General features: G+C 68.9%; 23 protein-coding genes. 10 read left to right on the top strand and 13 right to left on the bottom strand.

Features of this window, described 5'->3' with window-relative positions:
* Positions 1 to 587: 587 nt before the first annotated feature.
* Both CQ393_RS00985 and CQ393_RS00980 read right to left on the bottom strand, forming a co-directional pair.
* Positions 588 to 1838, bottom strand: coding sequence for an efflux RND transporter periplasmic adaptor subunit (locus CQ393_RS00985; RefSeq protein ID WP_153189746.1), 1251 nt, complete (start codon positions 1836 to 1838; stop codon positions 588 to 590).
* 105 nt (positions 1839 to 1943) lie between these two features.
* Entirely contained in the window at positions 1944 to 2381 is a 438-nt protein-coding gene (locus CQ393_RS00980; RefSeq protein WP_194269541.1) for a DUF2214 family protein, read from the bottom strand.
* A 175-nt stretch (positions 2382 to 2556) separates the two neighbouring features.
* Between CQ393_RS00980 and CQ393_RS00975 the strand changes: the two genes are divergently transcribed.
* The 5 genes from CQ393_RS00975 (at position 2557) to CQ393_RS00955 (ending at position 6726) form a co-directional block, all read left to right on the top strand.
* Complete coding sequence (locus tag CQ393_RS00975) at positions 2557 to 3474, top strand: ABC transporter ATP-binding protein (protein ID WP_153189744.1); 918 nt, start codon at positions 2557 to 2559, stop codon at positions 3472 to 3474.
* Positions 3474 to 4262 (top strand): ABC transporter permease, encoded by a 789-nt coding sequence (locus CQ393_RS00970; protein ID WP_153189743.1) that lies wholly within the window; start codon positions 3474 to 3476, stop codon positions 4260 to 4262. The genes CQ393_RS00975 and CQ393_RS00970 overlap by 1 nt, the downstream gene beginning before the upstream one ends.
* Before the next feature lie 36 nt (positions 4263 to 4298).
* Complete coding sequence (locus CQ393_RS00965) at positions 4299 to 5498, top strand: sensor histidine kinase (protein WP_343199436.1); 1200 nt, start codon at positions 4299 to 4301, stop codon at positions 5496 to 5498.
* Complete coding sequence (locus tag CQ393_RS00960) at positions 5495 to 6097, top strand: response regulator transcription factor (protein WP_153189742.1); 603 nt, start codon at positions 5495 to 5497, stop codon at positions 6095 to 6097. The genes CQ393_RS00965 and CQ393_RS00960 overlap by 4 nt, the downstream gene beginning before the upstream one ends.
* Positions 6098 to 6249: 152 nt before the next feature.
* A complete protein-coding gene (locus CQ393_RS00955; RefSeq protein ID WP_153189741.1) occupies positions 6250 to 6726 on the top strand; it encodes a transposase in 477 nt (158 codons plus the stop codon).
* A gap of 499 nt (positions 6727 to 7225) precedes the next feature.
* Here CQ393_RS00955 and CQ393_RS00950 read toward each other — a convergent pair whose 3' ends face one another.
* The 9 genes from CQ393_RS00950 to CQ393_RS00910 all read right to left on the bottom strand — a co-directional run bounded on the left by CQ393_RS00950 (position 7226) and on the right by CQ393_RS00910 (position 14361).
* Positions 7226 to 7558 (bottom strand): TfoX/Sxy family protein, encoded by a 333-nt coding sequence (locus CQ393_RS00950; protein WP_153189740.1) that lies wholly within the window; start codon positions 7556 to 7558, stop codon positions 7226 to 7228.
* Positions 7559 to 7564: 6 nt separating this feature from the next.
* Entirely contained in the window at positions 7565 to 8944 is a 1380-nt protein-coding gene (locus tag CQ393_RS00945) for a leucyl aminopeptidase family protein (RefSeq protein ID WP_153189739.1), read from the bottom strand.
* A gap of 55 nt (positions 8945 to 8999) precedes the next feature.
* Positions 9000 to 9659: a DUF1294 domain-containing protein gene (locus tag CQ393_RS00940; protein ID WP_153189738.1), complete on the bottom strand. Its 660-nt coding sequence runs from the start codon at positions 9657 to 9659 to the stop codon at positions 9000 to 9002.
* 5 nt (positions 9660 to 9664) lie between these two features.
* A complete protein-coding gene (locus tag CQ393_RS00935) occupies positions 9665 to 10360 on the bottom strand; it encodes an HAD-IA family hydrolase (protein WP_343199435.1) in 696 nt (231 codons plus the stop codon).
* 38 nt (positions 10361 to 10398) lie between these two features.
* Positions 10399 to 11496 carry an AI-2E family transporter gene (locus tag CQ393_RS00930; protein ID WP_153189737.1) on the bottom strand — a complete coding sequence of 366 codons (1098 nt, stop codon included), beginning with the start codon at positions 11494 to 11496 and terminating at the stop codon, positions 10399 to 10401.
* A gap of 47 nt (positions 11497 to 11543) precedes the next feature.
* A complete protein-coding gene (locus tag CQ393_RS00925; RefSeq protein WP_153189736.1) occupies positions 11544 to 11975 on the bottom strand; it encodes a protein sip-5 in 432 nt (143 codons plus the stop codon).
* A complete protein-coding gene (locus CQ393_RS00920) occupies positions 11972 to 12397 on the bottom strand; it encodes a phage holin family protein (RefSeq protein ID WP_153189834.1) in 426 nt (141 codons plus the stop codon). Before CQ393_RS00920 ends, CQ393_RS00925 begins: the two co-directional genes overlap by 4 nt.
* Positions 12398 to 12476: 79 nt before the next feature.
* Positions 12477 to 12836 carry a hypothetical protein gene (locus CQ393_RS00915; RefSeq protein ID WP_153189735.1) on the bottom strand — a complete coding sequence of 120 codons (360 nt, stop codon included), beginning with the start codon at positions 12834 to 12836 and terminating at the stop codon, positions 12477 to 12479.
* Between the two features lie 100 nt (positions 12837 to 12936).
* Positions 12937 to 14361 (bottom strand): Do family serine endopeptidase, encoded by a 1425-nt coding sequence (locus tag CQ393_RS00910; protein WP_153189734.1) that lies wholly within the window; start codon positions 14359 to 14361, stop codon positions 12937 to 12939.
* A 464-nt stretch (positions 14362 to 14825) separates the two neighbouring features.
* On the opposite strand from CQ393_RS00910, the gene CQ393_RS00905 reads away from it, so the two are divergent.
* The 4 genes from CQ393_RS00905 to CQ393_RS00890 all read left to right on the top strand — a co-directional run bounded on the left by CQ393_RS00905 (position 14826) and on the right by CQ393_RS00890 (position 19475).
* Positions 14826 to 16979, top strand: a complete 2154-nt coding sequence (locus CQ393_RS00905) for an adenosylcobalamin-dependent ribonucleoside-diphosphate reductase (RefSeq protein WP_153189733.1) — start codon at positions 14826 to 14828, stop codon at positions 16977 to 16979.
* 141 nt (positions 16980 to 17120) lie between these two features.
* Positions 17121 to 17795: a hypothetical protein gene (locus tag CQ393_RS00900; RefSeq protein ID WP_153189732.1), complete on the top strand. Its 675-nt coding sequence runs from the start codon at positions 17121 to 17123 to the stop codon at positions 17793 to 17795.
* 77 nt (positions 17796 to 17872) lie between these two features.
* The gene (locus CQ393_RS00895) at positions 17873 to 18637 is read left to right on the top strand and encodes an NrdJb (RefSeq protein ID WP_153189731.1); all 765 of its coding nucleotides are present in this window, start codon (positions 17873 to 17875) and stop codon (positions 18635 to 18637) included.
* A gap of 145 nt (positions 18638 to 18782) precedes the next feature.
* Positions 18783 to 19475, top strand: a complete 693-nt coding sequence (locus CQ393_RS00890; RefSeq protein ID WP_153189730.1) for a hypothetical protein — start codon at positions 18783 to 18785, stop codon at positions 19473 to 19475.
* A 131-nt stretch (positions 19476 to 19606) separates the two neighbouring features.
* On the opposite strand, the gene CQ393_RS00885 is transcribed toward CQ393_RS00890, so the two are convergent.
* Both CQ393_RS00885 and CQ393_RS00880 read right to left on the bottom strand, forming a co-directional pair.
* The gene (locus CQ393_RS00885) at positions 19607 to 20431 is read right to left on the bottom strand and encodes a PHB depolymerase family esterase (protein ID WP_153189729.1); all 825 of its coding nucleotides are present in this window, start codon (positions 20429 to 20431) and stop codon (positions 19607 to 19609) included.
* A 340-nt stretch (positions 20432 to 20771) separates the two neighbouring features.
* Positions 20772 to 21650, bottom strand: a complete 879-nt coding sequence (locus CQ393_RS00880) for an NmrA family NAD(P)-binding protein (protein WP_153189728.1) — start codon at positions 21648 to 21650, stop codon at positions 20772 to 20774.
* A gap of 160 nt (positions 21651 to 21810) precedes the next feature.
* Here CQ393_RS00880 and CQ393_RS00875 point away from each other — a divergent pair, with 160 nt between their 5' ends.
* A complete protein-coding gene (locus CQ393_RS00875) occupies positions 21811 to 22251 on the top strand; it encodes a helix-turn-helix domain-containing protein (RefSeq protein WP_153189727.1) in 441 nt (146 codons plus the stop codon).
* The last annotated feature ends 5 nt before the right edge of the window (positions 22252 to 22256 follow it).

The raw sequence follows: 22256 nt of genomic DNA, 5'->3' as shown, positions 1-22256 counted from the left end.
CTCCTGCTTCGCAGGAGCGAGCCACCTTTCTTTGCTCGTGCAAAGAAAGGTGGCCCAAAGAAAGCACGCCCTGCCTCCGCGCCCTCCGTGCCTACGGCACTCCGGGTCCACTCCGCCGCCGGGATTTTTCGACACGACATCCCTGTCGTGTCGAAAAACGACGTGCATCCATGCACGTCGCCCCTAGCTGGGTCTTGTCCGTCGGCTCCGTCGCTGCGGAAGGGAACCGGAAATCAAAAGCGGGAGCAAAATCACGGGCAACAGCAACAGCAACAGCAACAGCAACAGCAACAGAAAAATCGAGTAGTGCGGCGATCCGGTTTCTGAAGTCCTTCTCCGAGACGAGAAGGCACGGCCTGCACACTACCGGCGCGCGTACCTTGGAGCGCCCACACAGCTAGCGTGGACCGGGGCGCGGAGCGGGGCGGAGTGAAGGTCGGGCGAAGCCCTCTGACTGAACATGGCAGGCGCTTCGTCTGTAACCCTCATCGCCCCTTTGGGGCACCTTCATCCCGAGGGAGAAGGGAAGAACGTTTTTTGTGGTTCGCCATAGGGCGCCAACCGTCACGCGGCCGGGTGGATGCGGCTCACTGCGCCGCGTCGCCGGCCAGCGCCACCTTGTCGCCATCCTTCAACGCCGGCGGCGGGTCCACCACCACCGTCTGTCCCGCCGACAGGCCCGACAGCACCTGCCGGTCCTTGCCCATTTCCATTCCGGTCTTCAATACCTGCGCCTGCACCGTGTCGTCGCCGCCGACCACGAACGCCACCGCATCCTGGCCGCGCTGCACGATCGCCGCGGCCGGCACGCGCACGCCTTCGGGCTGCTTCTGCCCGGCCGCGGCCGGCTTTTCCAGGAAGCTCACGCGCACGCCCATCTCCGGCACGATGCGCGGGTCTTTCACCTTCAGCGCCACGCGCACCTTCACCGTGGCCTTGCCGCGGTCGGCGGTGGGAATGATGGCGATCACCTCGGCCGGGATCTTCCAGTCCGGGTAGGCGTTGAGCACCGCTTCCACCGGCATCTTCGGCTGCACGCGGCCGATGTAGGCCTCGCCGACCTCGACCTCGATCTCCAGCGAATCCATGTCCACGATGGTGCCGATGCCGGTGCGGGTGAAGCCGCCGCCGGCCGACAGCGGCGAGACGATCTCGCCCGGCTGCGCCGCCTTGGCGGTGACCACGCCGGCAAACGGCGCGCGCACCACGTTGTTGTCCACGCCCAGGTCGGCGATGGCCAATGCATCCTGCGCGACGGTGGCGTTGTGGCGCGCGGTGGCCATCTGCGCGCGCAGGCTGTCGCGCTGGGCGACGGACTGGTCGTACTGCGAACGCGACACCAGCTGCCGGCCGACCAGCTGCTGCAGGCGCTGCGCATCGGCCTCGGCCTGGCGCAGCTGCGCCTGCAGGCCATCGACCTGGCTGCGCGCGGCAGCGAGCTGGGCGGCGTTGAGCGCGCGCTGGGCGTTGGCGTCGATCGGGTCGAGCGTGGCCATGACCTGGCCTTCCTCCACGCGCATGCCTTCCTCGATCATCACCTCGCGCACCTTGCCGGTGATCTTGGCCGAGACCGTGGCCATGCGCCGCGCCACAACGTAGCCGCTGGCGTCGAGCACCGAAGCGCTGGCGCTGTCCTGGCCGATGGCGACCACCGGCGCGGTCTCCACCACCACCGGCTTGCCGCGGCTGAAGAAGATGCCGGCCGCGATCGCCAGCACCAGCGCCAGCAGCAGGCCCAGCACCCACCACAGCCAGCGGCGCGGCGAGGACGGGCCGGGCGCGGCCGGCGCCGAGCGGTCTATACGCAATTCCTTGAGCAGTTCTGCGGAGTTGTTCATCGGCAACAGGACGGAGGTGGCGGAAAGATGTGACGGAAGGTAACCCAATCCATGCATCGCCTGGATCGAGCCCTGCCACGGAGCGGCGTCGGCCGGGATGAAATCTCAGGTGACAAAGCCGATGCCCTTTGCGGCAAGGGAAGCACAAACGATCATTGCCGCCACCAGCACCAGCTCAATGTGAACGATCCTGCGGATGCGATCAATGGTCGTGCGGTCAACGAGCCTGTCGCCGTGCCTGGCACGAAAGAAGTGGATCGTCGGGTAGATGGATGCGATCGCGATTACCGCGAAAAGTCCCAGCTTGATGAGGAATGGCAGGGAGTGCGAGTAGTAGGCCCAGCCCTTTTCGAAGTTGATGGCCCGGTACAGGCCGACCGCGACCAGCAGCCCGGCGCTCAGCCCGTAAACGGCGTCGATTTTCGCCAGGGCCGGGAATGGAACGCGCCCGGACGGCGCCTTGAGAAGCGCGAGTTCAACCGCGAGGCAGGCAACAAGCATGAAGGCAAGCAGGAAATGCAGGCAGGCCATTGCAGCGGTCATGGAACCATCCTGTTGTCGTCTGACACGGCGTGACGGCCGACGGGGACGGATTCTAGGCGGCAGCCCATCGCCATGCAGGTGACGGGTGTCACCCGCTTTGCCTGACCGCATGCACTGCCGCCAAGGGCCGTGCGGGCCTACCTTGGCGCCGTTTCCCGGACGACAGGTGATGCGGATGAACGAGGTAGTAGCCAGCCTGCGCGGCGTGCGCAAGCGCTATGGCGCGCTGCAGGCGCTGGACGGTGTGGACCTGGACCTGAATGCCGGGCAGGTGCTGGCGCTGCTCGGCCCGAACGGCGCCGGCAAGACCACCACCATCGCCCTGCTGCTGGGCCTGCTGCGCGCCGACGCCGGCCAGGTGCGCCTGTTCGGCCAGGACCCGCAGCAGGTGGCCGCCCGCCGCGGCATCGGCGTGATGCTGCAGGACGCGGCGCTGCCGCCGACGCTGAAGGTCGGCGAACTGCTGCGGCTGACCGCCAGCTACTACCCGGCGCCGCGCCCGCTGGCCGAAAGCGCGGCGCTGGCCGGGGTCGAGGACCTGCTGGGCCGGCCCTACGGCAAGCTGTCCGGCGGCCAGCAGCGGCGCGTGCAGTTCGCCATCGCCGTGTGCGGGCGGCCGCGGCTGCTGTTCCTGGACGAACCCACCGTCGGCCTCGACCTGCCGGCGCGGCAGCGGCTGTGGGCCGCCGTGCGCACGCTGGCCGGCGAGGGCGTGGCGGTGGTGCTGACCACGCACTACCTGGAGGAGGCCGGGCACCTGGCCGACCGCGTCTGCGTGCTGGTGCGCGGGCGCATCGTCAGCGACGGCAGCGTCGATGCGCTGCGCGCGCGGGTGGAAACGCGCCGCATCCGCTGCGTCTCCGCGCTGGACGCCGATGCGGTGGCGGCCTGGCCGGGCGTGCGCCTGGCGCAGCGCGAAGGCGCGCGCCTGGACATCTCCAGCGACCAGGCCGAAGCGGTGGTGCGGCGCCTGCTCGACGCCGATCCGGTGCTGTCGGGCCTGGAAGTGCAGGCCGCCGGGCTGGACGAGGCGTTCGGCGACCTGACCCGCGACGACAGCCTCACTCCCTCCGACCTGCACGAGGCCGCCTGATGGACACCCTGCCTTCCTCCTTCCCCGCCGCGCCGGCATCGATGCCTCCCGGCCGCGTGTTCGCCGCCTACCTGCAGGAGACGCGCGCCGAATGCCTGCGCTACCTGCGCAGCCCGTCGTTCCTGTTGCCGACGCTGCTGTTCCCGGCCGTTTTCTTCCTGATGTTCGGCGTGGTGTTGGCCGGGCACAGCACGCCGGAGGCACCGCGCTTCCTGCTGGCGTCCTATTCCACCTTCGGGGTGATGGCGCCGGGCCTGTTCGGTTTCGGCATGTCGCTGGCGCTGGAACGCGACAATGGCCTGCTCACCCTCAAGCGCGCGCTGCCGATGCCGCCGGCTGCCTACCTGATCGGCAAGATGGCGATGGCGATGCTGGTGGCGGCGTTGATCACCGCCCTGCTGCAGACGCTGGGCCTGACCCTGGCGCACGTGCAGCTGCAGGCGCCGCAGATGCTGCGGCTGGCGCTGGTCTGCATCGCCGGCGCGGTGCCGTTCTGCGCGCTGGGCCTGCTGCTGGGCACGCTGGTCAAGGGCCAGGGCGCGCCGGCCATGGTCAACCTGCTGTACCTACCGATGGCGTTCCTGTCCGGGCTGTGGTTCCCGCTGCAGATGCTGCCGCCGCTGGTGCGCGCGCAGGCGCCGCTGTGGCCCAGCTACCACCTCAACGCGCTGGCGCAGTCGGCGGTCGGTTTCGATACCGGCAGCGCCTGGCCGCACCTGCTGTGGCTGGCCGTGTTCACCCTGGTCGTCCTGGCCATCGCCGTGCGCCGCCTGCGCCGGCATGGCTGATGGCATCATCGACGCCTGCGCGACAGGAACCGCCCCGTGAACCACCGCCACCTCCCCGCCTGGCTGAAGCCCGCCGCCGATTCATTGGTGGCCGACAACCTCAAGCTCGGCAAGTGGCCGTGGATCGACGCCGTGCACCTGCTGTGGACGGTGTGGGTGTTCATCACCCCGCTGTTCGGCGGCGGTTTCACCCTGCGCTGGGTGCTGATCACGCTGTGGTCGTACCCGCTGTTCCTCCTGTTGTACGTGATGAACCTGGTGGCGTCGCGGCGCAATGCGCCGGTCTTCGCGCTGGCGATGATCGTGCTGTCGATGGCGCTGCTGCGCAGCTATCCCTCGGGCATGAACTACTTCGTGTTCGGCTGCGTGATGCTGCGCACCAACCGCTGCATCGGCGTGCCCCGCTACCTGCTGGAACTGGCGCTGCTCAACGCCGGCTTCGTCTCGCTGGCGTGGTGGATCGGCTATCCGTGGCAGGTCGTGGCCTGGATTCCAGCGCTGACGGTGATCATCGGCCTGATCGTCAACGTCGAGCGCGCCAGCAGCGAGAAGGACGCCGCGCTGCGGCTGTCGCACGAGGAAGTGCGGCGGCTGGCCGCTACCGCCGAGCGCGAGCGCATCGGCCGCGACCTGCACGATCTGCTCGGGCACACGCTGTCGCTGATCACGCTGAAAATGGAGCTGTCGCGCAAGCTGTTCGAACGCGACCCGGCGCGCGCGCAGCGCGAGCTGGCCGAGGCCGAGCAGATCGCGCGCGACGCGCTGGCGCAGGTGCGCAGCGCCGTCACCGGCTTCCGCGCCGCCGACATGGCCGCCGAACTGGCCTCGGCGCACTTGCTGCTGGAGTCCTCGCGCGTGCACCTGCGGCATTCGCCGCCGCCGCCGCCGATGCCCGGCTGGATCGAATGCGGACTGGCGATGGTGCTGCGCGAGGCGGTCACCAACATCGCCCGCCACGCGCAGGCCGGCGAAGCGATGATCGCCCTGCGTGCGGAGGCCGGGGCGATGGTGCTGGAGGTGGCCGACGACGGCCGCGGCGGCGTGTCCGCCAACGGCAACGGCCTGGCCGGCATGCGCGAACGGGTGGCGGCGCTGGGCGGTACCCTGCGCATCGAATCACCGCGCGGCGGCGGCACCCGGCTGACGGTGACGGTGCCGCTGGGAGATGGCGAGGCGACCATGGCCGCCGCCATGCCGGATGGCCCCGGGCTGCCGGTCATGGAGGCGCGTGCATGATCCGCATCCTGCTCGCCGAGGACCAGGCGATGGTGCGCGGCGCGCTGTCGGCGCTGCTGAACCTGGAAAGCGACATCGAGGTGGTCGGCACCGCCGCCGACGGCGAGAGCGCGTGGCGCGAACTGCAGCGGCTCGCCCCGGACGTGCTGGTCACCGACATCGAGATGCCCGGCCTGACCGGGCTGGAACTGGCCCAGCGCGTGCAGCGCCACGGGCTGGCGGCCAAGGTGGTGATCGTCACCACCTTCGCCCGCACCGGCTTCCTGCGCCGCGCGCTGGATGCCGGCGTGCAGGGCTACCTGCTCAAGGACGCGCCGGCGGAAAAACTGGCGCAGGCCCTGCGCCAGGTGCAGCGCGGCGGCCGCGCCATCGACCCGCAGCTGGCGGTGGAGGCCTGGTCCGAGGCCGATCCGCTCAACGACCGCGAGCGCCAGGTGCTGCGCCTGGCCGGCGAAGGCCGCTCGGCCAATGAGATCGCCGAACAGCTGGGCCTCTCGCACGGCACCGTGCGCAACTACCTGTCCGACTGCATCGGCAAGCTCGGCGTCGCCAACCGCATCGAGGCGCACCGGCTGGCGCGGCAGAAGGGCTGGCTGTAGCGCGCCCTGTAGGAGCGCACTTCAGTGCGCGATGCAGCAATGCCGGAAAAGCCCCGTCACCTATCAAGGTCCGCTCCTGCGCGACGAAACCTGACGCATGAAAGCGGCAACCCCGGAGGGAAGTGGCCAACAGGCCACTTCACCATGTGCGCATGGACAGGACGAGGCGGTTGCCGCAACCGGGACACCGTACGCTTCGCAGGGGACGTGCCAGCCTGCCGGGGCACGTTTACCACGTCACCACGACCACACGGTCGCGGGCACCGCGATTCGCGGATCACGACGCCGCATGCGCGGCGTGCCGCTGCTTCGAGAATACGACGTTGCTGGGTGATGCAAGGATGCTGGCCTGGGTGCTGATGCCGGATCACGCTCACTGGCTGTTGCAGCTCGGGCACCGACGTTCGTTGCCGGGAATAATCCATGTGCTCAAGGCATCCAGCACCCACAACATCCATCGCGAAGAGGGAGGATGCGAGCTGGTATGGAGCCGCGCCTATCACGACCATGCTCTGCGCCGGGACGAAGATGTCCTCGCGGCCGCACGCTACATCATCGCCAACCCGCTGCGGGCAGGGCTGGTCCGTAGGATTGGCGACTACCCCTACTGGAACGCCATCTGGCTGTAGAACCTCCCCGTAGGAGCGCACTTCAGTGCGCGATAGGGACCTCCCATCCCATCCTCGGATGCGGTTCCTGCACCTGGATTTACTCGATGGCCCCATCGCGCACCAAGGTGCGCTCCTACACAGGCGGAAGGCTTGGGGGGTGGGGCGCGCGGGTCAACCGGTGCATCGCTTTGGAATCATCCAGCTCGTAACAGCACTCCGTAGGAGCGCACTTCAGTGCGCGATAAGGACTTCCCGTCACATTCTCGGATGCGTCTCCTGCACCTGGATTTACGCGATGCCCCCATCGCGCACCAAGGTGCGCTCCTACACAGGCGGAAGACTTGGGGGGTGGGGTGCGTGGGTCAACTGATGCATCGCATTGGAATCATCCAGCAGCTCGTGGCAGCACTCCGTAGGAGCGCACTTCAGTGCGCGATAGGGACTTCCCATCACATTCTCGGATGCGTCCCTGCGCCAAGATTTATGCGATGGCCCCGTCGCGCACTGAAGTGCGCTCCTACCGGGTGGAGGGCTTTCGGCGTGCTTTCGGCGGCGGCATCAGTTCGGCGGTGCGCAGGATCAGCCGGCGCAGCGCGTCGGAGTCATCCAGCAATTCGTCGGCCACCGGGTAGTCCTTCGCACCGGGGTAGGGCGGACGCTGCGGCAGCAGCGGCGCCAGTTCGGCGGCCGCCGCGGAGGGTTTGACGAACAGGCTGTTGTCGCAGGCGAAGGCCACCACCTTGTCGTCGACGCAGAGCGCGTACTCGCCGAACATCTTGCGGTGCGTGAGCCGCGGGCCGAGCGCGATCTGCTCGGCCACGTAGTCGATGAAATCGCGGTCGGTGGCCATGCGGGCTCAGCCGCCGTAGCGGGCCTGGAGCATCGCCCAGGCCGAGCGCAGCGCCAGCGCCTCGCCGCCGGCCGGGCGGCCCGGGCGCTCGCCGTCGTTCCAGGCGTAGACGTCCAGGTGCGCCCACTTCTGGCCATCCTCGACGAAACGCTCCAGGTACAGCGCGGCGGTGACGCTGCCGGCCATGCGCGAGCCGGCGTTGGCCAGGTCGGCGATGCCGCTGTGCAGGTAACGCAGGTAGGGCCGCCACAGCGGCATGCGCCACACCGGGTCGCGGGTGCGCTCGCCGGCCTCCAGCCACTGCTGCGCGAGCGTGTCGTCGTTGGCGAACAGCGCCGGCAGGTCCGGGCCGAGCGCGATGCGCGCCGCGCCGGTGAGGGTGGCGAAATCGACGATGGCGTCCGGCTGCTGCTCGCTGGCGTAGGCCAGCGCGTCGCACAGGATCAGGCGGCCTTCGGCGTCGGTGTTGTCGATCTCCACGGTGATGCCCTTGCGCGTGGTGATGACCTCGCCCGGGCGGAACGCATCGGGACCGATGGAATTTTCCACCGCCGGCACGATCAACGTCAGCCGCACCGGCAGCTGCCGCGCCATCACCAGCCCGGCCAGCGCCAGCGCGTGCGCGGCGCCGCCCATGTCCTTCTTCATGTTGCGCATGCCGTCGGCCGGCTTGATGTCCAGCCCGCCGGTATCGAAGCACACGCCCTTGCCGACCAGTGCCAGGTGCGGCGCGGCCTCGTCGCCCCAGCGCAGCACGATCAGCCGCGGCGCGCGGTGCGAGGCGCGGCCGACGGCGTGGATGGTGGGGAAGTTGCGTTCCAGCAGTTCGTCGCCAGCGATCACTTCCAGCGCGCCGCCGTGGGCGTCTGCGAGTTCGCGGGCGGCGTCTTCCAGCTGCTGCGGGCCCATGTCCTCGGTCGGCGTGTTGACCCAGTCGCGCACGCGCAGGCAGGCGGCGAGCACGTCCAGCACTTCCGGCGACGGTGCGGCGGCCAGCTGCGCCGGTGGCCGCGCCGGCTTGCGGTAGCGGGCGAAGCGGTAGCTGCCCAGGCCCCAGCCGAGCTGCAGGTTGGCGACCTCGGCCGCGTCCAGCGCATTGGCCAGCCGCCAACTGCTGCCGGCCGGCAGCGCGAACGGCGCATGCGCGTAGGCATAGGCATCGGCGCGGTCGCCGACGCCCAGCACCGCGCCGGCCAGTCCTTCATCGCCCGGCAGCAGGGCGATGCTGCCCGGCGCGGCGGCGAACTGCTGGCTGTCGAGCCAAGCGCGGGTCGCGGCCGGCTGGGCGTCCCGCCATGCGGCGAAGCTCGCCTTGTCCAGCACATACAGCGGGCGGGCGTCGGCGTCGGTGGAGGTGAAGCCTGCGGGAGACAGTGAAGCGGACATGGAGGTCATTCCTGGGGGTAGGGGCCGTCGGCTCGCGATGGGCGTCGGCGTTCTGTCACGATGCGGGCGCGATCCGCGGAAGCAGCCAATAGACGGCCGCGCAGTTCAATGCCACGGTGATCCAGAACCCGGCCTGGAAGCTCGCCTTGCGGGTCTTGTGGCGCAATGCCTGCTGGGCCAGCAGGCCGCCCGGCCAGCCGCACAGCAGGTCGAAGGCGTGCAGGGTGCTTTCGCGCGTGCGCCACTGGCCGGTGTCGGCGGCTTTCTTGTCGATGGCATAGGCGAAAAACGATACCGCGCCCATTGCCGCATAGGCCAGCGTCACCGCCGGCGGCCAGAGCTCCAGCACGCTGCCGGCGGCGAGCGCGATGAGTGCGCAGGCCAGGACGAAGCGCTGCACGTAATCGATCGGCGCGGCGGAGCCGCGGCGTTCGCGTGCGGCGGCCTTCGCTTCCGTGCGGCGTTGCGCGCAAGCGCGCATCGCCGTGGCGTTGACGAAGGCCACGTTCACCGCGTTCAGGCGGCCGCGCGCATCGCGCTCGCTGTCATAGCGGACGAGGTCGCCCTCGGCGGGGCGGCGGCCGGCCCTGGCGATCGCCTTGATGTGGACGAAGGCGCGCGCCGTATCGCCGGCGCTGGCCTGGGATTGGAGCGGGCGCACGAAACCGTAGCCCTTCCCGTCGTTCCACTGTTCGATGCGGCCCAGTTGCGGCATGGACTTCAGTCCTGCGCGTCCAGCCAGTCGGCCAGCCCGGCGAGGGTGTCGAACTGCAGGTCCGGCTGCAGGCCGGCATGGGTCCACGCCTGGGACTCGCGGTTGATCCAGCAGCCGCGCAGGCCCGCGCGCATCGCGCCGGCCACGTCCATTTCGGCGTGGTCGCCGACGTGCAGGACATGGCTGTGCTCCACGCCCAGGCGGGCGCAGGCGGCATGGAAGATGCCCGGGTCCGGCTTGGCCGCGCCGAATTCACGCGAACCCAGCTGGAAGGCGAACAATTCGCCGATGCCAATGCGCTGCAGGTCGGCGTTGCCGTTGCTGACCGCGGCCACCGGCACGCGCGCGGCGATGCGGCGCAGCGCGTCCAGCGCGTCGGGATAGAACTCCACCTGGTTGCGCGCGGCGTAGAACGCCTCGTAGGCCGGTTCCAGCAGGTCCATGCTGGCGCCGCTCTTCTCCAGCGCCTCGGCCAGGGTGAGGCGGCGCAGCGCGCTCAGGTCGTGGTGCAGGTGCGGGTTGTCGTCGAAGGAGCGCACGCGCAGTTCGCGCATGGCCTCCACCGGGTACATCGCCGCGGTGGCGGGGCTGTGGACGACCATCCAGTCGTGCAGCACCTGGTCGATGCGGGCGCCGATGGGCGCGAACGGCCAGAGCGTGTCGTCCAGGTCGAGGGTGATGGCGAGGACAGGAAAGTTCACCGGGCCATTTTACGGCAGCGCGACGGGCCGCGCCTTGCCTATTCCAGCAGCCGCGCCCAGCCCTGCATGCCGTCCAGCCGTACCAGCACCAGCTTCACGCAGACCAGCAGCGGCACCGCCAGCAGCAGGCCGACGATGCCCCACAGCCAGCCGAACACCATCAGCGCCAGCACCAGCATCAACGGCGAGATCGCCATGCGCCGGCCCAGCACGATCGGGGTGACCAGCTGCCCTTCGAGCGTGTGCAGCGCCAGGTAGGCCAGCGCCGGCAGCGCCACCGCCAGCGGTCCGCGGAACTGGGTCAGGCCGACCAGCAGCATCAGCGCGATGCCGATCAGCGGGCCCACGTACGGCGCGAAGTTCAGCAGCATCGCCACCGTGCCCCACAGCAGCGCCTCGGGCAGGGCGATGCCCAGCAGCACCAGCACCCCGGCCAGCGCCAGCCCGACCAACGCGTTGATGATGGTGATGGTCAGCACGTAGCGCGAGATCTCGCGTTCCATCGCGCGCAGGATGTCGGTGGTGAAGCGTTTCTGCTGGCGGTTGGGCAGCAGCGCGATCACGTGCCGCTGCAGGGTCTCGCCATAGATCATGAAGAACAGCGTCAGCAGCACCACCGCCAGCGCCGAGGCGGCCAGCCGCGGCGTGCGCACCAGCACCCGGTACGGATCGTCGAGCCGGGTACGGATCACTTCCACCTTGCGGTTGTCCTCGCCACCGGCGGCGCGGGCGAAGCTCTCGGCGGCCTGGTTGGCCTGCTGCACCGGCCGTACCAGATCGCGCACCTGGCGCGAGACCTGGCGCAGCTGCTGCGGCGTCTCGGCGAACCAGTCGGCCGCCGGCCCGGCCAACTGCACCGCCAGCGCGCCGGCGCTGGCCAGGCCCATGGCCAGCACCAGCAGCGCGGCGAGGAAGCGCGGCAGGCGCAGTTTCTGCAGCAGGCGGATGATCGGGTTGCCGACCAGCGCGAAGAACATCGCCAGCAGCACCGGCAGGATCACGTCCTGCGCGGCCCACAGCGTGCAGCCCACCGCCAGCGTTGCCAGCACCAGCACGGCGGCGGAGGCGCGCGGGCGCGGCGCCGGCGTGACCGGTTCGGCGACGGGCGCGGGCGTGTCGGACGTCAGTGCGGACATCGGGCGGCACTCCGGTGCGGAAAGGGCGCGGCCAGCAGCCGCGCGGATCAGGATTCTGACAGTTCGGTGGCCGCTTCGGCCGCGCGCGGCGGGGCACCGGGTGGCGGTTCCGGCACGGGCTCGGGCGTATCGTCGGCCGCGTGCGCGGCGGCTTCCCCCGTGGCCGCTCCGGCGGCCGCAGCGGCGGCAGCCGCCAGCCCCGCTTCCTGCAGGCTGGCGATCGAGGCCTGCGCCGAGGCCACCAGCCCGGAGACCGAACCGATCATCTGCAGCCAGCGTGCGCCGCTGAAGGCGCCGCCCGGTTCCAGCTTGCCCGCGACGAAACCGCCCGCCAGACCGGCGATGACGATGCGGCCGGGCGTCCAGCTGCGGCGCCAGGCCGCTTCCAGCCCATCCCAGTGCTGAACGGTCTCGTCCATGCGTACCTGCACGACGGCTTCGGCACGGCGCACGCGGCGCTGCAGGGAATCGAAATTCATGGCGTGCCGTCCCCCGGGATCTTCACGTCGGCGTCGGGATCGTCCTCGGCCGGTTCGTCGAACAGGCCCAACCGCGACAGCTGCCGCCGCGTGGCGTGCATGCCGGTGTGGTGGAAGAAATACATGACCCGCCAGATCGCACAGCCGGTGACCGCCAGGCTCGCCACCGAGGTGACCAGCAGCGACATGAACCAGGACAGCCCGAGCGAATGCAGCAGCGCGATCAGCGTGGCCGCCAGCAGCAGCCACGCCGAGGCGCCGAACACGATGGCCACCCCGCTCCAGGCCAGCGCGCGCCCGAAGGCGCTGCGGGCCAGGGCGAAATCGGCCGACGCCAGGCGGCGCAGCGAGCGCAGCGTGTGCGTGGCCGAATCCAGCGTGCGCCGGCCGGCGCCGCCGACCTGGCGGATGCTTTCCTCCAGGCCCGGCGCGGCGTGGCCGTCCCCGTCCGTGCCGTGTCCGCCCGCGTCCGGCGGTGGCGTGTTTTCGCTCACGCCCGGGTCAGTCGTTGCTGCGGGCGAGCTTGGCGATGATCCAGCCGGCGGCGAAGGCCACGCCGAACGAGGCCAGCGGGCGCTCGCGGATCAGGTCGGCGGCGCTGTCGACCAGGTCCTTGCCCTTGTCCATCAACGCATCCATCTGCTCCTTGGCCGCGGCGCCGGAAAGCTCGGCGGCGGCCAGGCCGGACAGGGCGCTGTCGGACAGTTCGGCCTTCACGTTGGCCTTGCCCAGGCGCAGCTCGTCGCCGGCCAGGCTGGCCGCGTCCTTGACCGCCGAGCCGGCGGCGCGGGCGGCCGTCTTCAGGTGCGAGCCGGCTTCGCCCAGGTGTTCCTTCATGGTGTCGGTATTGGTGGGGCTCATTACGTCATCTCCTTGGTTCGGCGGGAAACGCCACGGGTGGGCGCAGGGTGCAAGCAATACCAACGATGGGGTGTAAGGAACGTTACGAGACGCGCGGCCGTCACCGCATCAGCAGCTGGCCCGGCGTGTTTCCGCGGACGATGCGCAGCACCAGCTGCTGCGGCCGCGGGCTGAAGCTGGCGCGCCAGCTGGCCAGGTCGACGAACTCGCCGCTGCTGGCCGCCAGCACGATGTCGCCGCCGGCCAGGCCGGACTGCGCGGCGCGACTGCCGCGCGCCACCTCGCTGACCAGCACCCCGTTGAGGCCGGACTGGCGCAGCGATTCGGGCAGGTCGACGAAGGTGGCGCCGGACAGGCGCGGGTCCAGGGCGTCGCCGGTCACCGCGCGCGGCTGCTCCTTGAGCGTGGCCTTGAGCTGCAGCGGCTTGCCGTCGCGGCGCACGTCCAGCTCGACGGTACGGCCCACCGGCTGCAGGCCCTCGAAGTTGTGCAGCGCCTGCGCGTTGTCCACCCGCTGGCCGTTGATCGCGGTGACCACGTCGCCGGCGCGCAGCCCCGCCGCGGCCGCGGCCGAGCCGGCCAGCACGCGGGTGACCAGCGCGCCGCGGGCCTCGCCCAGGCCCAGCCCCTGCGCGATCTGCGGGTTCAGGTTCTGCGTTTCCACGCCCAGCGTGCCGCGCACCACCACGCCCTTGGTGATCAGCTGCTCGACCACGTCGCGGGCGAGGTTGGAGGGAATGGCCAAGCCCAGGCCGATGTTGCCGGCCATGCTGCCCTGCGGGTTGAAGCTGGCGGTGTTGATGCCCACCAGCTGCCCGGCCAGGTTGACCAGCGCGCCGCCGGAGTTGCCCGGGTTGATCGAGGCGTCGGTCTGGATGAAGTTCTGGTAGCCCAGCCCGCGGATGCCGCTGCGGCCCACCGCCGAGACGATGCCCGAGGTCACGGTCTGGCTGAAGCCGAACGGATTGCCGATGGCCACCACGAAATCGCCGGTGCGCAGCTGGTCGCTGTCACCCAGCGGCAGCGCTGTGAGCTTGTCGCCGGGGATGCGGATCAGCGCGATGTCGGTATCGCGGTCCGAGCCGAGGAACTCGGCCTTGACCGTGCGCCCGTCGGCCAGCGTCACCTGCACGTCGTCGGCGTTCTCGATCACGTGGTGGTTGGTCAGCACGTAGCCCTTGGCCGCGTCGATGATCACGCCCGAGCCCAGCGACTCGTTGATGCGCTCGGCCGGTACCTGCGGGAACAGGCGGCGGAAGAACGGATCGTCGAAGAACGGGTTGCGCACCCGCACCACCTGCTTGGTGTTGACGCTGACCACCGCCGGCATCACCCGTTCCAGCATCGGCGCCAGCGACGGCACCGGCTGGCCGGCGACCGAGGCCGGCAGCGCGGCGCTGGTGGGCAGCAGGGCGCCGGTGGCGGCCTCGGCGCGGTTGTCCAGGTGGGCATTGATGGCGCTGGCGGTGAAACCGCCGAAGGCGGCGGCCAGGGCGAGGGTGAGCAGGGTCGGGAGCGGTCGCATCGTTGCCGGGGTTCCATGCGGGGACGCCGCTCGCGGCGTCCGGTGGGGCGGGAGTTTGCTGAACGGGAGTGTGGCGGCAGCGACCTAAATCGACAATGAAATGCGCCGCGCCGCCGCAATCGCCGGGCTGCCGGGCCCTGCGCGGATTGCAAGGTCCCGGGCGCATATTTTTCGTTTGACATCACCCATGCGGTGGGTAAGCTTGGCGTCGCCATCAGCCACTAGATGTTGGGTTGATGTGAAATGCGTCCCCAAGAAGTAGGGTTGAGGCCCGGGGTGCAGGCACCCCGCAGGAAGGCGTGCAATGACGACGGAAGCGATGCAGATCCCCGGCCCCCGCCGGACCAATCCCCGCCCGCCCGCAGGCGCGTGACCACGCGCCGGCATCGTCGTCGTTGCAGCCCGGCCCGACCGGGGAAACGGTAAACCGCACCGCAAGGTGCACAAGGAGAGTTCCCACCATCATGAGCACGGTGCGTCTGGAAGTGGTCAGCAACCCAACCCGATCGGACCTTATCCCCCTGCAGCCCGCCTCGCAGGACATCTGGGACAAGAAGTACCGCCTCAAGACCAAGGCCGGCGAAGCGCTGGATGCCGACATCGACGGCACCTACCAGCGCGTGGCCCGCGCCCTGGCCGACGCCGAGGACAGCGACGACAAGCGCGGCTACTGGTACGAGCGCTTCGTCTGGGCGCTGCGCCGCGGCGCGATCCCGGCCGGCCGCATCACTTCCAATGCCGGCGCGCAGGAACACAAGCCGGCCACCAGCACCATCAACTGCACCGTGTCGGGCACCATCACCGACTCGATGGACGGCATCCTGGAGAAGGTCCACGAAGCGGGCCTGACCCTGAAGGCCGGCTGCGGCATCGGCTACGAGTTCAGCACGCTGCGCCCGCGCGGCGCGTTCGTCGCGGGCGCCGGCGCCTACACCTCCGGCCCGATGTCCTTCATGGATATCTACGACAAGATGTGCTTCACCGTGTCCTCGGCCGGTGGCCGCCGCGGCGCGCAGATGGGCACCTTCGACGTGTCGCACCCGGACGTGAAGGACTTCATCCGCGCCAAGCGCGAGGACGGCCGCCTGCGCCAGTTCAACCTGTCGCTGCTGATCACCGACGGCTTCATGGAGGCGGTGGACCAGGACGCCGACTGGCCGCTGGTGTTCCCGATCAACATCAAGGAGCAGGCCGAGCTCGACCCGGCCAGCGGCGAGGAAGTGGTCTGGCGCGAATGGCCGACCCACGAGAACTACATCGTGCGCGACGACGGCCTGGTGGCCTGCAAGGTGTACGGCCACATCCGCGCCCGCCACCTGTGGGACATGATCATGGTCTCGACGTACGACTACGCCGAGCCGGGCTTCATCCTGATCGACCGCGTCAACGAGATGAACAACAACTGGTGGTGCGAGAACATCCGCGCCACCAACCCCTGCGGCGAGCAGCCGCTGCCGCCGTACGGCGCCTGCCTGCTGGGCTCGGTCAACCTGACCAAGTTCGTGCGCGACCCGTTCACCGACAAGGCCGCGTTCGACTGGGACGAGTACAAGGAAGTGGTGCGCGTGTTCACCCGCATGCTCGACAACGTGGTCGAGGTCAACGGCCTGCCGCTGGAGCAGCAGCGCAACGAGATCGTGCGCAAGCGCCGCCACGGCATGGGCTTCCTCGGCCTGGGCAGCACCATGACCATGCTGGGCATGAAGTACGGCTCGCCGGAGTCGTGCGAGTTCACCGAGTCCATCGCCCGCGACATGGCCGTGGCCGGTTGGGAAACCGGCCTGGAACTGGCCCGCGAGAAGGGCCCGGCGCCGATCATGGAGGAGACCTTCGAGGTCACCGCCGCGATGCTGCGCCAGCGTCCGGAGATGCGCAAGGACGGCTGGAAGGCCGGGCAGAAGATCCAGGGCAAGGTGCTGCACGCGCGCTACAGCCGCTACATGCAGCGCATCGCCACGGTCGCCCCGGAACTGGTGGACGAACTGGCCGAGACCGGCGCGCGCTTCACCCACCACAGCTCCATCGCGCCGACCGGCACCATCAGCCTGTCGCTGGCCAACAACGCCTCCAACGGCATCGAGCCCTCGTTCGCGCACCACTACAGCCGCAACGTGATCCGCGAAGGCAAGAAGACCAAGGAGAAGGTGGACGTGTTCTCCTTCGAGCTGCTGGCCTACCGCGAACTGGTCAACGCCAAGGCCATGCCGTTCGCCGAGGACGCGCAGGCGCGGCTGCCGGACTACTTCATCAGCGCCGACGACATTTCCCCCAGGGAACACGTGGACGTGCAGGCCGCCGCGCAGAAGTGGGTGGACAGCTCGATCTCCAAGACCGCCAACGTACCGACCGACTATCCGTACGAGCAGTTCAAGGACATCTACCGCTACGCCCACCAGCAGGGCCTGAAGGGCTGCACCACGTTCCGCTTCAACCCGGCCGCCTTCCAGGGCGTGCTGGTCAAGGAGGCGGACCTGGAGAACACCACCTACCGCTTCGAACTGGAAGACGGCCAGGTGGTGGAGGTCAAGGGCAACGAGCAGATCGAATACGACGGCGAGATGCACACCGCCGCCAACCTGTTCGATGCCCTGAAGGAAGGCTACTACGGCAAGTTCTGAGGTCGCCTTCAGGCCGTCCCGCCACGGCGCGGGACGGCGACGGTGGCGCCGCCACCGGGTTGTCGCGCCTGTTCCCTGTTCCATCGGCTTTCGATCCAGCAGCGCCAACGTTACGGACCCGATGCCCTTAAGGAGGGCCATATGAGCAATGGCAATGGTGTGACGGCGACCGTTTCCCAGGTCGCCGATGACGTGAAGGAAACCGCGGCCAACCTGGGCGAGGCGATGGCCACCACCGCCAGCGACGCCGCTGCCGCGGTCAGGAGCCGCGCGCGCAAGGTCGAGGCCGGCGCGAAGAAGCAGGTCGCCAAGGTGAAGAAGGCGGTCAGGAAGGCCGAGAAGGTCGTCGCCAAGAAGGCCGCCGCCGCGAAGAAGGAAGTCGGAAAGACCGTCTCGAGCGTGCGCCGGAAGCTGGAAGCCGCCAAGGCCAATGCCAAGGCCGAGGCCGCCGGGCTGAAGAAGAAGGGCGCCGGCACCCGCACCGCCGCCAAGAAGGCCGTCGTCGCCGTCGAGAAGAAGGCGGTCAAGAAGGTCGCCGCGGCGAAGAAGACGGTGAAGGCCGCCGAGAAGAAGGTGGCCAGGACCGTCGGCAAGAAGACCGCCGCAGCGAAGAAGGCGGTCGGGAAAGTCGAGAAGAAGGTCGCCGGCAAGGCGGCCGCCGCCAAGAAGGCGGTGAAGAAGGTCGAGAAGAAGATGGCCGCCAAGGCCGCCCCGGCCAAGAAGGCGGTGGCGAAGAAGGCCGCCACCGTGAAGAAGGCGGTAGCGAAGAAAGCCGCCACGGTGAAGAAGGCGGCGAAGAAAGCCGTCCGCCGGTAAGCCGTACCCGCGTCCCCCGTCCACAGCGGACGGGGGCGCCGCAACCCGCACCACAACGCATAACCAGGATCCGCAGCATGGCCGTCAAGATCGACAAGAAAATCAAGGGTTATTCCGTCATCACCGCGGACGACAAGGCCCGGGAAGCGGCGGCCAAGGCTCCGGTCGCACAGGCGCGCGACGATGCCCAGGACAGCAACATCGTGCACATGCACGAGCGCATCGAACGCCCCGACGTGCTGATCGGCAGCACCTACAAGATCAAGTCGCCGCTGGTGGAGCACGCCTTCTACGTGACCATCAACGACATCGTGCTCAACGCCGGTACCGAGCACGAACTGCGCCGCCCGTTCGAGATCTTCATCAACTCCAAGTCGATGGAGCATTTCCAGTGGATCGTGGCGCTGACCCGCATCATGTCCGCCGTGTTCCGCAAGGGCGGCGACGTCACCTTCATCGTCGACGAGATGAAGGCCGTGTTCGACCCCAAGGGCGGCTACTTCAAGGCCGGCGGCGTGTACATGCCCTCGCTGGTCGCCGAACTGGGCTCCATCGTCGAAGACCACATGAAGTCCATCGGACTGCTGCACGACCCGGAAATGAGCGCCCACCAGCGCGCGCTGATCGCCGAGAAGCGCAAGCAGTTCGAGGAGCGCTCAAAAAAAAACACTGACGCCGTGACCGCCGCTCCCGCCAAGCGCGAGGAAGACGTCGAAGTCACCGGCGAAGGCACCAGCTTCCCGCCCAGCGCCACCATGTGCCACAAGTGCAGCACCAAGGCGCTGGTGATCATGGATGGCTGCCAGACGTGTCTGAACTGCGGGTACAGCAAGTGCGGTTGAGGGGCGGATACGTCGAGTGAGATCAGGGCCAGAGCTCGAACGAGTCTGGCCCTTTCTTTTGGTGTCTGGAAGACTTCCGTTCCTGCGGAACACGTGCACGCCGGGCTGGTAACTGAAAGAACAGGACAGGGTGATGGATAGGGAAATGGGCGTGGGGAACAGGCCGATACTGTCTTTTGTAGCGTTGGATCAGCGACTGCGTGATGTGCCGGAAGGACCGGCAGGTGTGTTCATTACGCCTCGCTGGCTGAAAGCAATGAACGGCGTGGCGGCCGCTGGAGCACTGTTCGGCCTGATGCCCTATTTCCTTGCGAAGTGGCTGGAGCCGGCGCAGTGGATGGTCTACATGGCGAAGGGAGGATTGATCACGCTGGCTGTGGCCGTGCTTCCCGGATTCCTCAGGAACTGCGGGGTGATGGGCCTGCAGTTCTGGCATTGGCGCCTGGAGCAGGCAAAGCAACTCGATCACGAACGCGCGTATGTCGCGTCGATCCTGGCTTGGCTGGCCAAGCTGCCTGCAACCGAGCTCGCGCAGAGCGAACGTGTGGCACGTCTGCACCTGGGGCAGCTGACAGCGAAGATCGGTCTTCTGGCTGGCGGCGTGGAGAAACTGGGTTTGCTGCCGGTCTTCGTATCTGGATTTCTTTTCGTACGTCAGTGGAAGGATCTTCTCGCCATGCCGGGGTGGCAGATGGCCTTGGGCGTATTCCTGTTGCTGCTGTACGTCATCGTGACGACCGCCAATCTAATGCGGATCCGGTTGCAGCTCTATCAGTCTCTGTTGATCGAGGCGAGGGCCATGCAGGATCGTTCCCAGACTGATCCGGGCATGTGCTGACGTGTGTGATCGTAGTCCTTCCAAGGAGAGGAAGGAGGACTGGATCAGTTCAAAAACCGTGCCGACGTGGATCATGCTTGGCCATGACAAGCCTGTGACTTGTCTTGCGAGGTATCGCTACTTTGAAGGGGCTACAGCCGCTTTTGCTGGAACAGCCAGTCGCGCCACCCCGTGCCCGGATGGATGTCGCCCGGCGGCTGATGGGCGAGACCTTCGTATTCCCGGAAGCGGATGCTGCGGCCGCCTGCGTTCCGGATGGCGGCGAAGAAGCGCCTGTCGGCGGTGATCGGGTTCTCGTCGTCCGTGTTGCCGTGGACGACGAGGACGGGGAGGTCCTTGAACGTGGCGGCGTGTGTGTCCGCTGGCGCGATGCCGGAGATGGGCACGATGGCGGCGAACAAAGACGGGGCCAGCGTCGGCGCCAGCCAGGCGGCCGATCCGCCCATCGAGAATCCGCTGGCGTAGATCCGCGCGGGATCGACCGGGTGCGTCGCGGAGAACGCCCGCACCAGTTCCACGGCCGCGGCCAGCGCTGGCGAGGCCTCGGACTTCTGGTCGGGCGACGCCGGACCGTAGTTCGCGCTGCGGACCGGGAACTGCGGCACCAGGATGTAGGCCTGGTAGCGCTCGCGCACCTCAGGCGTGGCCCAGCTCCGGGCGAGGCGGTCGAGTTGGCGGGCGTTGTCCGTGCCGATGCCGCCCGAGCCGTGGAACTGGACCACCAGCGGGTACGTTTCGCCTCCCTCCAGGTGAGAGGGGCGCAGCACGCGATAGGGCAGTGTCGTGCCGTCGGCGGCGGTGAAGGTGTCGGCGTCGAACTGGTCGGCATCGATCGATGCGAAGGCATCCCTTGCCAGCGGCGCGACGCCTGCAACGTGTTCCACCGGCGGGCTGGCCTGCGCGCCTGCGGCGAACAGGGCGCACAGGCAGGCGAGGGCGACGATCATTTTCCGCATGGGGAGATTCCGTCTCGGACCAGACCGGGATTGTAGGCGGCGCGGACCGTGCGGTCGCCGGCATCCGTCAGGACATTTTTCTGTGACAGCCACTCAGCGGATTTGTATCGGAAACGCCCGCGGCGCATTGCGTAACACGGACGATGGATCGGTGTTCTCGGCGAGTTCGCCTGCATGGATGTGCGCCTGTCGCCCCATACTCAGGTGGCTGTTGCTGCGAATGCGGCCGACAACCTGGTCGGCCCTTCGGCCAGCGGCACGCAGGCTAGCGGCAGCTGGAAGACGGCATGGGGCAATGACGGTGGCGCGTCCTCGCGTCGCCGTACCGTAGCGGCCGGGTTCAGCGGCCGCCCTCCCAGCCACGCACGGCGTCGCGAACGAAGTCGGCATAGGTGCGCGGCGCGCGGCCGAGCAGGCGCGTCAGCGCCGCGACGTCCGCCGCGCTGGCCGGCGAGCCCTGTTCCTGGAAGCCGAGGAACATCAGGCGCAGGTCGTAGGCGAAGCCGGCCGGTACGTGGCGCGCCATCCGTGCCTCGAACGCGTCCAGGTCGTCGCCGCCATAGGCGATGGTGCGGCCGAGCGCGGCGCTCCAGGCGGCGGTGATACTTTCGGCGGTCAGGTTGTGCGGACCGACCACGTCGTGGCAGGCCAGCGGCAGCGGTTCCGGGTTGGCTTCGCGGCGCAGCAGTTCGCTGGCCGCCAGCTCGGCGATGTCGCGCGTATCCACGCAGGCCATGCCGCGGTGACCGACCGGGTGGCCGTAGAGGCCGTGGTCGAGCATCGGCTTCTGCCGCAGGTCGTTCTGCATGAAGAACGCGGGGCGGAGGATGGTGGCCGGCAGGTCGAGCTTGCGGATCATGCGCTCGGCGATGAGCTTGCAGGCGAAGTGCGGTACCTCCGGATGCAGGTCGCACTGGTACACCGACAGGTAGACGATGCCGCGCACGCCGGCCTCGCGCGCCAGGTTCAGCGCGGTCAGGGTCAGGTGCAGTTCGTCGCCGGTGTTGGGCGCCAGCAGGAACAGGGTCGAGACGCCCGCCAGCGCGGCGCGCATGCCGTCGATGTCGGCCAGTTCGCCCTGCACCGCGACGACGCCTTCGGGAAAACCGGCGCGCACCGGCGAACGGATGAGCGCGCGCACGTCGGCGCCCCGCGCGGCCAGCAGGCGCACGGTCTGGCGGCCGGTGTGGCCGGTGCTGCCGGTGACGAGGATGGTCATGGGTGGGTCTCCAAGGGTTCGCATGCCGCCGCGCGGTGATCGGAGGTGTCCGGTACGGGCGCCCTGCCGGCGCGCGCCGCACCGGGCTTGACCGCAACGGCGCGCGGCAGAATATTGGTCGCGACGATCCGCGTGAAGTACGCACCTGCCGGTAAGTGCCATGGATATACGGGAAGAGAACAGGGAAACGTTGACCGCGCGCGTGCGCCGCGGCGATCACTTCGCCGGCGAGGGCAACTGCCGTTCGCGCGATGTATTCGCCCATGTGACCAGCCTGTGGGGCGTGCTGTGCCTGATCGCGCTGCGCGACGGTACCCAGCGCTACAGCGAACTGCGGCGCAAGACCAACGGCGTCAGCGAGAAGATGCTGACCCAGACCCTGAAGCAGCTGGAGGCCGACGGCTTCGTCCGCCGCACCGCCCATCCGGTGATGCCGCCGCGGGTCGAGTACGACCTGACCGAGCTGGGCCACGAGGTCGCCGCGCACGTGGCGGCGCTGGCGGACTGGTTCGAACTGAGCCTGCCCAGGATCGAGCGCGCCTCGGCGAAGGCCGGCAACGCCGGCGCGGCTTGCAAGCCGGACGCGCGCGCCGCAGATTGACGCCG

This window comes from Stenotrophomonas sp. MYb238, assembly GCF_009496535.1.
Taxonomy (GTDB): Bacteria; Pseudomonadota; Gammaproteobacteria; order Xanthomonadales; family Xanthomonadaceae; genus Stenotrophomonas.
The sequence above is the reverse complement of the archived record's forward strand: the minus strand, read 5'-3'. Positions and strand labels throughout refer to the sequence as shown.